This is a genomic window from Enterococcus sp. DIV1444a (assembly GCF_051712125.1).
Classification (GTDB): Bacteria; Bacillota; Bacilli; order Lactobacillales; family Enterococcaceae; genus Enterococcus; species Enterococcus faecalis.
Window position 1 is genome coordinate 1,189,577 of the sequence record NZ_JBIOOG010000001.1, and the last position, 15,065, is coordinate 1,204,641.

General features: G+C 37.8%; 11 protein-coding genes. 8 read left to right on the top strand and 3 right to left on the bottom strand.

Annotation, left to right across the window (positions count from 1 at the left end):
* Positions 1-12 precede the first annotated feature (12 nt).
* Together IGI87_RS05935 and IGI87_RS05940 are read right to left on the bottom strand one after the other, a co-directional pair.
* Positions 13-714 carry a hypothetical protein gene (locus IGI87_RS05935; protein ID WP_113793878.1) on the bottom strand — a complete coding sequence of 234 codons (702 nt, stop codon included), beginning with the start codon at positions 712-714 and terminating at the stop codon, positions 13-15.
* Between the two features lie 105 nt (positions 715-819).
* Complete coding sequence (locus IGI87_RS05940) at positions 820-2,928, bottom strand: LTA synthase family protein (protein ID WP_002357869.1); 2,109 nt, start codon at positions 2,926-2,928, stop codon at positions 820-822.
* Positions 2,929-3,185: 257 nt separating this feature from the next.
* On the opposite strand from IGI87_RS05940, the gene IGI87_RS05945 reads away from it, so the two are divergent.
* Complete coding sequence (locus IGI87_RS05945; RefSeq protein ID WP_317095526.1) at positions 3,186-4,358, top strand: class I SAM-dependent rRNA methyltransferase; 1,173 nt, start codon at positions 3,186-3,188, stop codon at positions 4,356-4,358.
* 65 nt (positions 4,359-4,423) lie between these two features.
* Here the strand turns inward: IGI87_RS05945 and rnhC are convergent, their stop codons facing one another.
* Entirely contained in the window at positions 4,424-5,341 is a 918-nt protein-coding gene (gene rnhC / locus IGI87_RS05950; protein WP_438736451.1) for a ribonuclease HIII, read from the bottom strand.
* A 218-nt stretch (positions 5,342-5,559) separates the two neighbouring features.
* Between rnhC and IGI87_RS05955 the strand changes: the two genes are divergently transcribed.
* The 7 genes from IGI87_RS05955 (at position 5,560) to infB (ending at position 15,060) form a co-directional block, all read left to right on the top strand.
* The gene (locus IGI87_RS05955) at positions 5,560-7,980 is read left to right on the top strand and encodes a cation-translocating P-type ATPase (protein WP_421503597.1); all 2,421 of its coding nucleotides are present in this window, start codon (positions 5,560-5,562) and stop codon (positions 7,978-7,980) included.
* A gap of 141 nt (positions 7,981-8,121) precedes the next feature.
* Complete coding sequence (locus IGI87_RS05960; protein ID WP_438736452.1) at positions 8,122-10,014, top strand: Ig-like domain-containing protein; 1,893 nt, start codon at positions 8,122-8,124, stop codon at positions 10,012-10,014.
* Positions 10,015-10,219: 205 nt separating this feature from the next.
* A complete protein-coding gene (rimP, locus tag IGI87_RS05965; RefSeq protein WP_002357863.1) occupies positions 10,220-10,693 on the top strand; it encodes a ribosome maturation factor RimP in 474 nt (157 codons plus the stop codon).
* Positions 10,694-10,836: 143 nt separating this feature from the next.
* Positions 10,837-12,036 (top strand): transcription termination factor NusA, encoded by a 1,200-nt coding sequence (gene nusA, locus IGI87_RS05970; RefSeq protein WP_002357862.1) that lies wholly within the window; start codon positions 10,837-10,839, stop codon positions 12,034-12,036.
* A 20-nt stretch (positions 12,037-12,056) separates the two neighbouring features.
* A complete protein-coding gene (rnpM, locus tag IGI87_RS05975; RefSeq protein WP_002363794.1) occupies positions 12,057-12,356 on the top strand; it encodes an RNase P modulator RnpM in 300 nt (99 codons plus the stop codon).
* Complete coding sequence (locus IGI87_RS05980) at positions 12,346-12,651, top strand: YlxQ-related RNA-binding protein (protein ID WP_002357860.1); 306 nt, start codon at positions 12,346-12,348, stop codon at positions 12,649-12,651. The genes rnpM and IGI87_RS05980 overlap by 11 nt, the downstream gene beginning before the upstream one ends.
* Positions 12,652-12,663: 12 nt before the next feature.
* Complete coding sequence (gene infB, locus IGI87_RS05985; protein WP_016617896.1) at positions 12,664-15,060, top strand: translation initiation factor IF-2; 2,397 nt, start codon at positions 12,664-12,666, stop codon at positions 15,058-15,060.
* Positions 15,061-15,065: the final 5 nt, after the last annotated feature.

Sequence of the window (15,065 nt, forward strand, 5' to 3'; positions counted from 1 at the left end):
AAAATCCCTCCCTTATTTCTTATGTGTGCGTAAATAAATCAACGTGAAAGGAGTCCCGCAAACAAGAGGAATGCCAAGCAAGACTAAGCAATTGACAAAGCAGTTACGGATCGTATAAAGCGACTGCATACTTTTGAAATCAAAAGAAAACGCTTGGATCGTTTGAATCCCTAAATGCTGGATATTTGTAATTGTGACATCTTGGTCGGTACTTTTAGCTAAAAATGCTGGAGTTTCCAAATGTGACCACTGTAAAATGGCGTCACGAACGGCCCAAAGAACGGTATTGTACGTTTCTTGAAACATTAAAGTGAAAAGTAAAAAACTGAAAATTCCTAATAGAGCCGGTAAACACAACTCTAGTAAGAGCTGTTTGGTGACATACATATTTGAAAAGTGCATGTGATACCATGTATGTATTTCTTCCTTTTTTATGCGTAATGTCACATACATCAACAGAAGAAAAGTGACACCAAAGAAAATGACACTACCTAGATAGAGGTGCCAATAGTATTGAATCAGTTGGTAATGGTAACTAGTTTGTTTTTCAATATCGACAAAGTCTGGCATCGTTCGTAAAAACTCTTTTTCAAAATCAATTAAGTTAAACAGCCCGGTCAATAAGAAAGAGAACAGGAAGAAGAAGAGTGCAGTGATTAATGTGATTTTTTTATGATAAAAACTACTGGCTGTAGCGTAACGAACACTTCTCATCAACTTTCACCTCTCTAAACTATCTTTAGTATAGTGAAATAATATGAATTAATTATGAAAAAGTAGCAAAAAAGCTTGAGCAAATTGCTCAAGCTTTTTGAAGATTTATTTACCCGTTTTTTGATAGCCTTGATAACTGTCAGTGTGATATTCATCAACGGTTGATTTATTATTGTTTTTACTGTAAACACTTGTTGATTTTTCACCTTTTTCTTTTTCAATTGCTTCCAGTTGTTGCAATTGGTTCTTGTAATCATAGTCTTCTGGGTTAACTGGTTTTAAGCCGCTATTAGTATAGAAACGAAGCAAGTCACCGTTAGTAATTTGGTCAGACGTTTCTAATTGTTTCGTCGCTTTGGCTTTTAAATCAGCGACTTCTTTCTTAACTTCTTCGGTTGGCTCTGTAATTAAAGTGCCTGTTTTAGTATCGTAAATGCTAGAACCTAAAATAGTATATTTAGGTGTTACAACATTGCCGTTGCGGAAAGCAACGATTTGATTATGTTGCTTAGAGAATAAATCTTGGCCTAGCTGAATGTAGTTTTTCGTATCGACACCAAGCAAGTGTAGAAGGGTTGGTAAGGCATCAACTTGGCCGCCATACGTATGGTTCACACCGCCATTTTCTTGACCAGGAACGTGAATCATATAAGGAACACGTTGCATATTGGCATTGTCAAAATCGTTCCAATCTGCTTTGGTTTTACCTACTAATTCTGCTAAGTTTTGGTTTCTTGAATTAGAAACCCCATAGTGATCGCCATAAAGAACAATGACTGAGTTTTCATAGAGACCTGAAGATTTCAAGTAGTTAAAGAATTCTTCGACCGCTTTATCTAAATAATTCGCTGTTGCGAAATAGCCATTAATTGTTTCGTCAGAGGTTTTCGCAATTGGGAATCCTGCTTCATCGTTTGTAAATTGAGAATAAGGATAATGATTGGATACAGCAATAAATTTAGAATAGAACGGTTGTTGTAAATGCTCTAAATATTGAACGGATTGATTAAAGAATGGTTTATCGTGTAACCCATATTGGAATGAGTTATCTGAATTAACATCATAATAACTAGCATCAAAGAAATAGTCATAGCCTAAACGTTTATAAGTTTCATTCCGATTCCAGAAGTTACCGGCATTTCCGTGGAAAGCAGCGCTAGTGTAACCTTGCGTTTGTTTTAAAATATCGGGTGCTGCTTCAAACGTATTTTTCCCACCAACTTGTGTAAAGAGTGAACCTTGATCTAAACCAAATAGTGAATTTTCAAGTAACGTTTCGGCATCACTTGTTTTTCCTTGACCGACTTGGTGGAAGAAGTTATCAAAGCTAAAGGTACTTTTACTATTGTAAAGACTATTGATAAATGGTGTGACTTCGTGTTCTACGCCATTTTCATCTTTTAATTTGTAATTAACTAAAAATTGTTGGAAACTTTCTAAATGGATATAAATTACATTTTTGCCTTTTGCAATACCAAACTTACTATCATCGGGTGCCGCATATTGTTGTTTCACGTAATCTTCAACTTGTTTCATATCGTTAGCACTAGCTTCGGCACGAACTTGGTTTGTTTGGTAAGTTGTAATGCCGTCGTATACGGTAAAGGCATTTAAGCCTAGGAATTTCACGATATAGTCACGAGAGAATTGGCGCCCTAATAATTGAGGACGTTCTGTTTCAGCCATGAATAGATTGAATAAGAAAAAGACAACAGAAAGGAGTGTGACAGAGACTGCTACACGTGCACGGACTGGACGCGCATCTGTTTTAATTTTTTTCGTTAATAATAATACGCCAATAATAATGAAGTCTAAGAAATAAATGACGTCATAAGGTCTAAAGAGACGTAAGGCACTTTCGCCAAGACCGCTAGCTACTTTGCCAGCACCAAGCATCGTATTAACTGTGATGAAGTCAGTAAATTCTCGATAATACACAACATTTGAGAAGAGTAGTAAACTCATCAAGAAGTAAATAATCATCATTGTAATATAAGAAGCTTTTTTACGGCGAACATACAAAGCGATGGCTAATAAAAAGACCGTTGTGGCAATTGGATTAATTAAGAGTATGAAGTACTCGTTAATATTTTCCAAACGTAAATGGAAATCAACGGCGTACGCAAAGAGGTTTTTTAGCCACAGTAAGATGGCGATTAGCGAGAATAACCCCAGTCGCGTGTTCAAAATATTTGTTTTAAATAATTTTTTCAAATTAAACGTCCTTTCTAAACGATGATTCTATAAAAGTAAAATTAGGTAAATTTCGTATTTTACAATATCGCTTTAATTTTACTCTTTCACAAATTTTATGTCAATTCTTACCGAAGTGAGGGAAAGCGATGTTAAAGAAAACTTACTATTTCCTTAATCTTTTTAGTTCGTTAAATAACGTGAAGCTTGATTCCTTTAAAGACAGACGGCCTTTTTTTTGCTATACTAGATAGGACTTTGAAAAGTAGGTGTACAGAATGAAACTTCAAGTAACTAAAAAAGCAGAACATAAATTTAAAAAAGGATATCCTTTAATTCAGAAAGAAGATTTGCAACAAGTGCCGGCGCCGTTGCCAACAGATTGGCTTACTTTGATTGATAGTAAAGGCCAGCGTTTAGCCGAAGGATATTTAGGCGAACAAAATAAAGGAATTGGTTGGTTGCTGTCATGGCATGGACCAATTAATCAATCTTTTTTTCAACAACTCTTTGAAATAAGTCGTGAGAAGCGGACGTCTTTTGAAAAGGATTCGCTGACAACCGCTTATCGATTATTTAATGGAGAAGGGGATGGCATTGGGGGTCTAATCATCGATCGCTATGCAGATTACGCCGTTTTTTCATGGTATAATGAAACCCTTTATCAGAAAAAAGCAGAACTTTTGACGGCGTTTCGCACAGTTTACCCTGACATTATTGGTGCCTACGAAAAGATTCGCTTTTCCACAAAAGATTTACCAGAATCACAGTTTTTATATGGCGAACAAGCACCCGAGCCATTACTTGTTACTGAAAATGGCGTTCAATTTGCTACCTATTTAAACGAAGGATTAATGACAGGCATCTTTTTAGATCAAAAAGAAGTTCGTGGTCGACTAGTTGATGGCTTTGCAGTAGGTAAAACAGTCTTAAATATGTTTAGTTATACAGGTGCTTTTTCAGTAGCTGCCGCTATGGGTGGCGCCGTAGCCACCACTAGTGTGGATTTAGCTAAACGAAGCTTACCGAAAACGACTGAGCAATTTGAAGTTAATCATTTAAATCTTGCCGCACAAAAGATTATTGTCATGGATGTTTTTGACTACTTTAAATATGCTTCCCGTAAAGACTTGCGTTATGACATGATCATTTTGGATCCGCCAAGTTTTGCTCGCAACAAAAAGAAAGTTTTTTCCGTTGCTAAAAATTATGGGGACCTAGTGAAAGATTCTATTGATATTTTAACGGATAAGGGAACGCTTATTGCCTCAACCAATGCGGCAAATTTGTCCTTAGCCAAATACCAAAAAATGGTGATCACGGCCTTACAAGAGAAAAATGTCCGTTACAAGATTACGGACACGTATCAATTACCGGTAGACTTTCAAGTGAATCCTAATTTTCCAGAAGGGAATTACTTAAAAGTCCTATTTATCGAAATTGAAAAATAATTTTTTACAACAAGCAAAAGTCCCAGCGTCACTAATCAGCGCTGGGACTTTTGCTTGTTGTTTATTTATAGTAGCTTTTGGGCTTTTTGGGTGTTTGCAAAATGCAGTTTCGCATAGTTCGCTAATAAGTCTAGGCCACCTTTTTTCAGAATACGGGCGGCTACTTGATCTGATTTGCTGCCAGCACCAGAGGGCACAGAGAAACCCAATTCTGCAGATTCTTTGTCTAACTCTTCTAAAAAAGCAGCGCGGCTAATAATAGAGGCGGCAGCAACGGCAACATGATATTGCTCTCCTTTAGTGACGAAGAACAATTTTTCAGTGACTTGATTTTTTTCATTACGAACATATTTCTGATAATTATTTTCAGGCGTGAATTGGTCAATCAAAATCCCTTCTGGCTTTGTGGGAGCCAATTCTTGTAGCAACAGATAAATCGCTTGGTTATGCAAAGCGACTTTCATGTGTACAGCATTGTAGTTTGGTTGGATCTCATTGTATTTTTTTGGTTCAACGATTAATAACTTGTAAGGAATCAGTTCTTTAATGACATGTGACAATTGAATGATTTGTGGGTCGGTTAATTCTTTGGAATCACGAACACCTAATGCTTTTAGTTTGCTAATCATGCTTTTGTCAACATATGCAGCACAGACAGTTACTGGACCAAAATAGCTACCGTTACCGACTTCATCGGAACCTATCACTGACCAGTTGCTAAAATCAGCAGGCAGCACTGTAGTCTGGGAGGAAACTTTTTTCTCTGGTATGGTACTCGTTCCTTCCCAACGAGCGGCCTCTTTTTCAGCTTGAGGTCCCTGAAACATGACTTTACCTGATTGATAGGCGGTGATGGTAGTGGTGCCAACCTTGGCCACAAAGACTGTATAAGGGACCGTTTTATTTAAACGATTGGGTTGATAAACAGTGGTCATCTCTGCTAATGTTTTTTTACTAACTTTAATTACGTGATTCTGTGCCATCAATTGTTCCTCATTTCTTGATATTTCTTCTCTACTATAGTAAAGGAAAAACAAGTAAATGAAAAGGTTTTGCGTTAGCTTGTTCCGGAAAATGACAATGTTTAGGAAATGTATAATTTTTTTCTATAGTTGGACGCTAGTTGTTATCTAAATTTTTATTCAGTGCTATACTGTGAGATAGAAGGAGACGATGAAAGAGTCGACTAGAACAAGAGGTGATGTGTTTGAGAAGGAAAAAAGAAATGCAAGAAAATGAAACAATAGTAGCGACTGCTAATGCGGAACGCTATTATCCAGAAGATAAACAAGGCTTGACTGCCGCACAAGTGGAAGAAAGACAGCGAAAAGGCTTGGTCAACGCCGCCGTCGATACTGAGTTTATCACGACGAAACAGATTGTTATTAATAACGTATTTACGTATTTCAACTTAATTTTTGTGGTACTAGGCGTGTTATTAATGCTGGTACAATCTTATAAAAATATGACCTTTTTGCCAGTAGTAATCATTAATACGGTCATTGGAATTTACCAAGAAATTAAGTCGAAGAAAGTATTAGATAGCTTAAATATTCTAAACGCTACAAAAGTAACCGTTGTGAGGGATGGCCAAGAGCAAGAAATTTCGCCAGATGAACTGGTTTTGGACGATGTGGTGCTCTTTAAATCGGGTGAACAGATTTCTGGAGATGCGATTGTCTTATCTGGTGAAGTCCGTGTGAATGAATCCTTGTTAACTGGGGAATCTGATGAGATTACCAAAGTAGCAGATAGCCAACTTTTGTCAGGTAGCTTTATTGTGTCAGGTTCTTGTTATGCAAGAATTGATAAAATTGGCGCTGAGGCCTATGTTCATCAATTAACGCTTGAAGCGAAGTCAATTAAAAAAGGGGAACAATCAGAGATGGTCGGTTCCATTAACCGTTTGGTGAAATGGGTAGGGATTATTATTATCCCAATTGGCTGTGTTCTATTTTTCCAAAGTTATTTCATCAATCATCAAGGGCTTCATGATAGCATTGTCTCCATGGAAGCTGCCTTGATTGGGATGATTCCGGAAGGGTTGTACCTTTTAACAACCGTTGCATTAGCTGCCAGCACAATGCGCTTAGCAAAGCGCGGCGTTTTATTGCACAACATGAAAAGTATCGAATCCTTAGCACGTGTTGATGTGTTATGTGTAGATAAAACAGGAACAATTACTGAAAACACGATGGAAGTCCAAGAGTTGGTTCCTGTGGTGAGTATCGAAAATGAGGGTACAGACTTAACCAATATCGAAAAATTAATTGGCGATTTTTGCCGAACAATGTCAGCTGACAATGATACGATGAAAGCGATGAAAGAATTTTTTGTTACTAATAATCAGAGGGAAGCCGTTAGCTATACCTCGTTTTCGTCTGTCGAAAAATTTAGTAGCGTGACTTTCCCAGAAGCGACGTATATTCTTGGGGCGCCAGAGATGATTTTGAGAGACAATTATGAAATGTATCAATCTGAAGTGGAACATTATACAAGTCAAGGCTATCGCTTATTGGTGTTCGGAAAGTATTTAGGAGAATTTCAGGAAACGTTGGCAGCAGAGGTTCAACCTCTAGGCTACATTCTTCTTTGGAATCCGATTCGTAAAGAAGCCAAAGCAACTTTTGAATATTTTGCTGAACAAAATGTGGCCATTAAGGTCATTTCTGGTGATAATCCTTTAACAGTATCCAATGTAGCACAAGCGGCAGGCATTATTGGTGCTGAAAATTATGTGGACGCGCGAACATTAACTACAATGGAAGCCCAGACAGAAGCTTTAGAAAAATACACCGTTTTTGGTCGTGTCACGCCAGAACAAAAGAAACAATTTGTGCTATTGTTGAAAAAATTAGATCATACAGTGGCGATGACAGGGGATGGAGTCAATGATATTTTAGCCATGAAAGAAGCAGATTGTAGTATTGCCATGGCTTCAGGAAATCAAGCTACAGCACAAGCCTCGCAAGTTGTGTTGTTAGATTCTGATTTTTCAACGATGCCGGAGGTTGTCTTTGAAGGCCGCCAAGTAGTTAATAACATTGAACGCTCTTCAAGTTTATTCCTTGTAAAAAATATTTTCTCCTTGCTGATGTCTGTCTTTGCTATGATTTTTGCCGTGACATATCCTTTACAACCGACACAAGTCACATTGATTAGTTTATTTACAATTGGTATTCCTTCGACATTTCTAGCTTTGGAACCAAATCATCGCCGCATTGAAGGGAAATTTCTTTTCAATGTGTTATCAAAAGCAATTCCTGGTGGGTTAACGGATATGTTAGTAGTCGGTGCCTTACTAATTTGTGGTGATATTCTTGCACTTCAAAAAACGGACATTTCAACAACTGCAACATTGTTACTAGTTTCAGTCGGTTTTATGGTTCTTTATAAAATTAGTTCACCAATGAATCGTTACCGCAAGCGCGTAATGATTGGCTGTTTAATCGGAATGGTTATTACAAGTATTTCCATGAAAAACTTGTTCTCGTTAACTTCGGTATCGCCAACAGCCTTGTTACTTTTAGCCATTCTTTTCTTTGCAGCAGACTCAACTTTCCAACATTTATCAACCATTTCTGAAAAAGTTCAATTATGGTTTTATAAGAAAAGACATTAGGAGCAAAACACCAAGCCAAAATTATTTTGGTTCGGTGTTTTTTGTTTTTTATTGTTGGGAAAAATAAAAACACTTGCACCTAGTTAATCCTTGATAGTATAAACCTAACCAATTATTTTAGATAGGAAGGATTGAATAAAAATGAAAAAAAGAAGTTTTGTCTATTGGGGAATGTTTTTCATTCTTTTGTCGGCACTGATAACGCCTTTTCTGAAACTTGAAACAGGATATGCGCAAACGGAACCAACTAGTACCAGTGAAACCAATCAAATTTCTGCTACGCCAAACGTAGTGCCGCGTAAACAAGTGGGCAACATTGTGACAGCGATTCAGCTAACGGACAAAGAAGGAAACCCACTTGGGACCATTAATCAATATACAGACATCTACCTCCGGATTAATTTCAACTTACCGGATAATACCGTTAATAGTGGGGATACGAGTGTGATTACTTTGCCCGAAGAGCTACGTCTCGATAAAAATATGACCTTTAATGTAGTAGATGATACAGGTGCTGTGGTTGCAATCGCACAGACCGATGTAGCGAATAAAACGGTCACGTTAACGTATACAGATTACGTAGAAAACCATGCCAATATTAGTGGGTCTTTATATTTTACAAGTTTGATTGATTTCGAAAATGTGGAAAATGAATCCAAGATTCCTATTTACGTCACGGTTGAAGGGGAAAAAATATTTGCTGGCGATCTTGATTACCAAGGTGAAGGCGATGATGTTAACGAAAAATTTAGCAAGTATTCGTGGTTTATCGAAGACGATCCAACCGAAATTTACAATGTACTACGGATTAATCCAACAGGGCAAACGTATACTGATTTAGAAGTGGAAGATGTGCTAAAAACAGCAAGTTTAAGTTATATGAAAGACACTATGAAAATTGAACGAGGACAATGGGCACTGGATGGAAATGCTATTTGGCAGTTCACGCCAGAGGAAGATATAACTGGTCAGTTGGCTGTACAGTATGGTCCTGGTGACCGCAATTTTTCGGTGCATTTTGGCAATATTGGGACTAATGAATATCGTATCACCTATAAAACCAAAATCGATCATCTTCCCGAAAAAGGTGAAACCTTCACAAATTATGCAAAATTAACAGAAAATCAAACGGTGGTGGAAGAAGTCGAAGTGAGTCGTGTCTCACAAACGGGTGGTGGAGAAGCCAATGGTGAACAATATGTTGTTGAAATTCATAAAGAAGATGAAGCAGGCCAGCGTTTAGCAGGTGCAGAGTTTGAACTCATTCGTAACTCAACCAATCAAACAGTGGCCAAAATCACAACAGATCAAAACGGAACAGCGATTGTTAAAGGCTTGTTAAAAGATAACTATACTTTAGTAGAAACCAAAGCACCTATCGGTTACCAACTTTCGCAAAACAAGATTTCAATAACACCTGAAGACTTTGGTAAAAACTTAGTTGCACTGAAAACTGTTGTGAATCATAAGATTTCATATCAACCAGTCGCTGCTTCATTTTTAGCTGGAAAAGTTCTTTTAGGAAAACCACTGAAGGATGCTGAATTTCAATTTGAATTGTTAGATGAGAAAGGTACAGTACTAGAAACGGTTAGTAACGATACTTTAGGGAAAATTCAATTTTCACCATTAACCTTTGAAACTCCTGGAAACTATCAATACACCATTCGGGAAGTAAACACGCAACAGGCAGGTGTTTCCTACGATACGCATAATCTTCAAGTTCAAGTAACCGTCGAGGCACTTTTAGGAAATCTCGTGGCAACTATTCAGTATGATGGAGGTCAAGTATTTACTAATCACTATACGCCAGAAAAACCTATAGAAAGTACCACACCACCAACGAGTGGGACAACAGATACTACCACAAATTCAACCACAGAAACAGTCATTACTTCAAAAAACCATGAAAAACAGGCGATTCGTAATAAAGAATTGCCAAAAACAGGAGAAACAAAAGAAAACGCATTTCTTTTCTTAGGTAGCCTTCTTTTGATTCAAGGAGTATTTATCTATTTTAAAACGAAAAAATAATCGCTTAGATAGTTTCAGTAATCGAGACAAAATGTGCAAATTTCGAGAGATTTAGCTTGTTCATTTGAGTTTGGAGTGGTTCTGTGCTATACTATCTTTAGCGTAATGATACTAGTTGGGAGTGAGCGGATTTCTGCTCACTCTTTTTGATGGAAAAGTCATCAGAACACGGTTCGTTACATCAATCTCGAAGGAGGCGAAAATTTTGAGTAGTGCTGTGGAAACTGTAACAAAGTTAGTCACACCAATCTTAGAAGAACAAAATTTTGAACTTGTGGAAGTAGAGTTTGTTAAGGAAGGAAAAAATTGGTTTTTACGAGTATTTATCGATAAAGAAGGTGGCATTGATATTGAGGAATGTGCCTTTGTCAGCGAAAAATTAAGTGAAAAACTAGATGCAATGGATCCAGATCCAATTCCGCAAGCGTACTTTCTGGAAGTTTCTTCTCCGGGAGCAGAACGTCCGTTAAAGAAAGAAAGCGATTATGAACAAGCGGTAGGTAAGTACATTCATATTTCTCTTTATCAAGCAGTTGATGGAGAAAAACAGATTGAAGGTACCTTAGTTCATCTTGATTCAGAACAATTAACATTAAGTGTAAAAATTAAAACCAGAGTGAAGGAAATGACTTTTGAACGTAAAAATATCGCAAAAGCTCGTTTAGCCATTCAATTTTAATCAACAGACTCGAATGTAAAAAAGGGTCCACTAAAAGTTTTACTTTTAGCCGGGCCTGTGACAAGTTTTAACGAGAAGTTTTTCCCTTGGAAGAAGAACCACTCGTTCAGCTTTAACGAATCCATAGGAGGAAAAGAAAAACAATGAGCAAAGAAATGTTAAATGCATTAGACGTATTAGAAGCTGAAAAAGGGATTCCTAAAGATACGGTGATTGAAGCGTTACAAGCAGCTTTAGTTTCTGCATATAAAAGACATTATGGACAAGCAAGCAACGTCGAAGTTGAATTTGAACCAAAAAAAGGCAATATTCACGTGTATGCTGTCAAAGAAGTAACAGAAGAAGTATTTGATTCACAATTGGAAGTTTCATTAAAAGATGCCGTTGCATTAAATGGTGCATATGAAATCGGCGACAAAATTCGTTTTGAAGTTACGCCAAAAGACTTTGGCCGCATTGCTGCCCAAACAGCAAAGCAAGTAATTTTACAACGTGTCCGTGAAGCAGAAAGAACAATTATTTATAATGAATTTAGCGAATACGAAAATGACATCATGCAAGGAATTGTTGAACGTCAAGATCGTCGTTATATTTATGTAAACTTAGGTAAAATCGAAGCAGTCTTATCAAAACAAGATCAAATGCCAAATGAATTTTACCAACCGCATGATCGGATTAAAGTTTACGTATCACGTGTTGAAAACACATCAAAAGGCCCACAAGTTTTTGTAAGCCGTAGTCATCCAGATTTATTAAAACGTCTTTTTGAACAAGAAATTCCAGAAGTTTATGATGGAATTGTTGAAATCGTAAGCGTCGCTCGTGAAGCTGGCGATCGTTCAAAAGTAGCTGTTCGTTCAACAGATCCTAATATTGACCCAGTGGGTACCTGTGTCGGTCCAAAAGGCCAACGTGTCCAAGCGATTGTGAATGAATTAAAAGGCGAAAATATGGATATTGTGGAATGGAACGAAGATCCAGCTATTTATATTAGTAATGCCTTGAATCCAGCTCAAGTATTAGATGTTATTTTTGATCCAGAAAATAGCAAAGCATGTACAGTCGTTGTACCTGATTATCAATTGTCATTAGCAATTGGTAAACGTGGTCAAAATGCGCGCTTAGCTGCTAAATTAACGGGCCATAAAATCGATATCAAATCAGAATCTGATATGGCTGAATTTTATGAACAACAAGCCAACCAAGAAGTTGCCGAAGTGGCAGAAGAAATGGATGAAGCAATTATCCATTCAGATATGACGGCAGATGATTACGAAAACTTGGCTGCGGAAGAAGCAGTTGTTGAAGCAGAAATTACAGAAGAATTACCTGAACAAGAATAACGTTTTTGGAGGGTGAAAAAATGAAAAAGAGAAAAATTCCAATGCGTAAATCGGTTGTTTCAGGCGAAATGAAACCGAAAAAAGAATTAGTCAGAATTACTCGCTCCAAAGAAGGAGAAGTGGCCTTAGATCCAACTGGTAAATTACCTGGACGTGGCGCTTACGTTGATTTGGATCCTGCGGAAGTCCAAAAAGCTTGGGATAAAAAAATTCTTGATCGTGTCTTAGAAACAAAATTAAGTGATGAATTTTATCAAGAACTATTGGATTATGTAACGCATCAAAAAGCCCGCAAAGAGTTGTTTGGCGATGGAAAATAAAACTAAAATTTTGAACCTTTTAGGTTTAGCAATGCGCGCCGGTAAATTAGTCACAGGCGAGGAATTAACCCTTAAAGATATTCGTGCCAACAAAGCGAAATTTGTGTTTGTTGCGCAAGATGCCAGTGAGAATACTAGAAAGAAAATCAAGGACAAAAGTTCTTATTATAATGTTCCTGTTAGCGAACTGTTCAGTCAATTCGAGCTCAGCCAAGCGATTGGGCGACCACGAATGGTTATCGGAGTAACTGATGCAGGATTTGCCACCAAAATCAAGGAATTACTAAAAGGTTAGGAAGGTGATTGCATGGGAAAAAAAAGAATTTATGAACTAGCAAAAGAAATGAATAAAGCAAGCAAAGACGTTGTCGATAAAGCGCATCAATTAGGTATGGATGTTAAAAACCATATGGGCGCAATTAGTTCCGAGCAAGAAACAAAGCTTCGTCAAGCATTCGGAGGAGGAAGTACCGTAAATACTCAATCAAAAGCAACAAACAACCAAAAGCCACAAACAACACAAAATAAACCAGCCAATAAGAAACCAATGAACAATAAACCTGGTGAACAAAGAAATAACCAAAATCGTCCAAACAATCAATCAACGAATGGACAACAAAGAAACAACAACAACCAAAATCGTCACGGCCAAAGCAACACACAAAACCGTAGCAATCAAACAAATACAAACAATCAAAACCGCAATACCCAAAACAATAACGGTTCTACAACTAATCAAAATCGGACCAGCCAAAATAACAATGGCGGGAACAACCAAAACCGTGGCGGCCAAAACCGTAACAACAATTTTGGTGGCGGTCAAAATCGTAATAACCGGAATAACTTTAATAACCAAAACCGCAATCGTTTCAATAAAAAAGGGAAAAAAGGCAAACATCAACAAGAATCAGCGAAGCCAGCAGTACCAGCACGTAAATTCCGTGAATTACCAGATGTTTTAGAATATACAGAAGGTATGAACGTGGCGGATATTGCGAAAAAAATCCACCGCGAACCAGCGGAAATCATCAAAAAATTATTTATGATGGGTGTCATGGTTAACCAAAACCAAGCCTTAGATAAAGATACAATTGAATTATTAGCTGTGGACTATGGCATGGAACCGCAAGAAAAAGTTCAAGTTGATATTGCGGACATTGATAAATTCTTCGAACCAGAAGCAGTTGTTGAAGAAAACTTAACTACACGTCCCCCTGTTGTCACAATCATGGGACACGTAGACCACGGGAAAACAACATTATTAGATACATTGCGTCATTCTCGTGTGACTTCAGGTGAAGCGGGCGGAATCACGCAGCATATTGGTGCTTATCAGTTAGATATTGATGGCAAACCAATTACATTCTTAGATACACCAGGACATGCGGCCTTTACTAGTATGCGTGCGCGCGGTGCCAGCATCACTGATATTACCATCTTAGTTGTGGCAGCGGACGATGGAGTAATGCCACAAACAATTGAAGCGATTAACCATGCCAAAGCGGCAAAAGTGCCAATTATTGTAGCAGTTAACAAAATTGATAAGCCTGGTGCGAATCCTGATCATGTGAAACAAGAATTAAGCGAACATGAATTAATTCCTGAAGAATGGGGCGGAGATACGATTTTCGTCAATATTTCAGCGAAATTCAATCAAAACATTGATGAGCTATTGGAAAATATTTTATTGATTGCTGAAGTAGAAGACTTAAAAGCTGATCCAACGCAAAAAGCAATTGGAACAGTGATTGAAGCGCGCTTGGATAAAGGGAAAGGTCCGGTTGCGACATTACTCGTTCAACAAGGAACTTTACATGTTGGTGATCCAATCGTGGTTGGTAATACTTACGGACGTGTTCGTGTGATGACCAATGACATGGGCCGCCGTGACAAAGAAGCAGGACCCGCAACTCCTGTGGAAATTACCGGATTAAATGATGTCCCTCAAGCGGGTGATCGTTTTGTGGTCTTTGAAGATGAAAAAACAGCACGTCAAGCAGGGGAAGAACGGGCTAAACGTGCGTTACTTGAACAACGTTCAGCAAGTAGCCGTGTGACATTGGATAACTTATTTGAAAGCCTAAAAGAAGGCGAATTAAAAGAAGTTAATATCATTGTCAAAGCAGACGTACAAGGATCTGCCGAAGCCGTTTCAGCAAGTTTACAAAAAATTGATGTAGAAGGCGTTCGTGTGAAAATTGTTCACGCGGCAGTTGGGGCCATCAATGAAAGCGACGTAACTTTAGCCGCAGCAAGTAATGCGATTATTATCGGCTTTAACGTTCGACCAACACCACAAGCGAAACAACAAGCAGAACAAGAAGAAGTTGATATTCGTTTACACCGCATTATCTATAAAGCCCTAGAAGAAATCGAAACAGCGATGAAAGGGTTATTAGATCCAGAATTTGAAGAAAAAATTACGGGTCAAATGACGGTTCGTGAATTATACAAAGTATCTAAAGTTGGCACAATCGCTGGCTGTTATGTTACAGAAGGCTTTATTCGCCGCGATAGTGGCGTGCGTGTCATTCGTGATGGTATTGTTATTTATGAAGGTAAATTAGCAAGCTTGAAACGCTTTAAAGATGACGTGAAAGAAGTCAAACTTGGTTTTGAATGTGGTGCTATGATTGAAAACTTCAATGATTTACGTGTAGATGATGCGATTGAAGGCTTCATTATGGAAGAAATCAAACAATAATTTTA

Bases quoted from the DNA above. Each gene is read 5' to 3' on its own strand.
- IGI87_RS05935 (WP_113793878.1), bottom strand. From the start codon at position 714: ATGAGAAGTGTTCGTTACGCTACAGCCAGTAGTTTTTATCATAAAAAA.
- IGI87_RS05945 (WP_317095526.1), top strand. From the start codon at position 3,186: ATGAAACTTCAAGTAACTAAAAAAGCAGAACATAAATTTAAAAAAGGA.
- rnhC (WP_438736451.1), bottom strand. From the start codon at position 5,341: ATGGCACAGAATCACGTAATTAAAGTTAGTAAAAAAACATTAGCAGAG.
- IGI87_RS05955 (WP_421503597.1), top strand. From the start codon at position 5,560: ATGTGTTTGAGAAGGAAAAAAGAAATGCAAGAAAATGAAACAATAGTA.
- IGI87_RS05960 (WP_438736452.1), top strand. From the start codon at position 8,122: ATGAAAAAAAGAAGTTTTGTCTATTGGGGAATGTTTTTCATTCTTTTG.
- nusA (WP_002357862.1), top strand. From the start codon at position 10,837: ATGAGCAAAGAAATGTTAAATGCATTAGACGTATTAGAAGCTGAAAAA.
- rnpM (WP_002363794.1), top strand. From the start codon at position 12,057: ATGAAAAAGAGAAAAATTCCAATGCGTAAATCGGTTGTTTCAGGCGAA.
- IGI87_RS05980 (WP_002357860.1), top strand. From the start codon at position 12,346: ATGGAAAATAAAACTAAAATTTTGAACCTTTTAGGTTTAGCAATGCGC.
- infB (WP_016617896.1), top strand. From the start codon at position 12,664: ATGGGAAAAAAAAGAATTTATGAACTAGCAAAAGAAATGAATAAAGCA.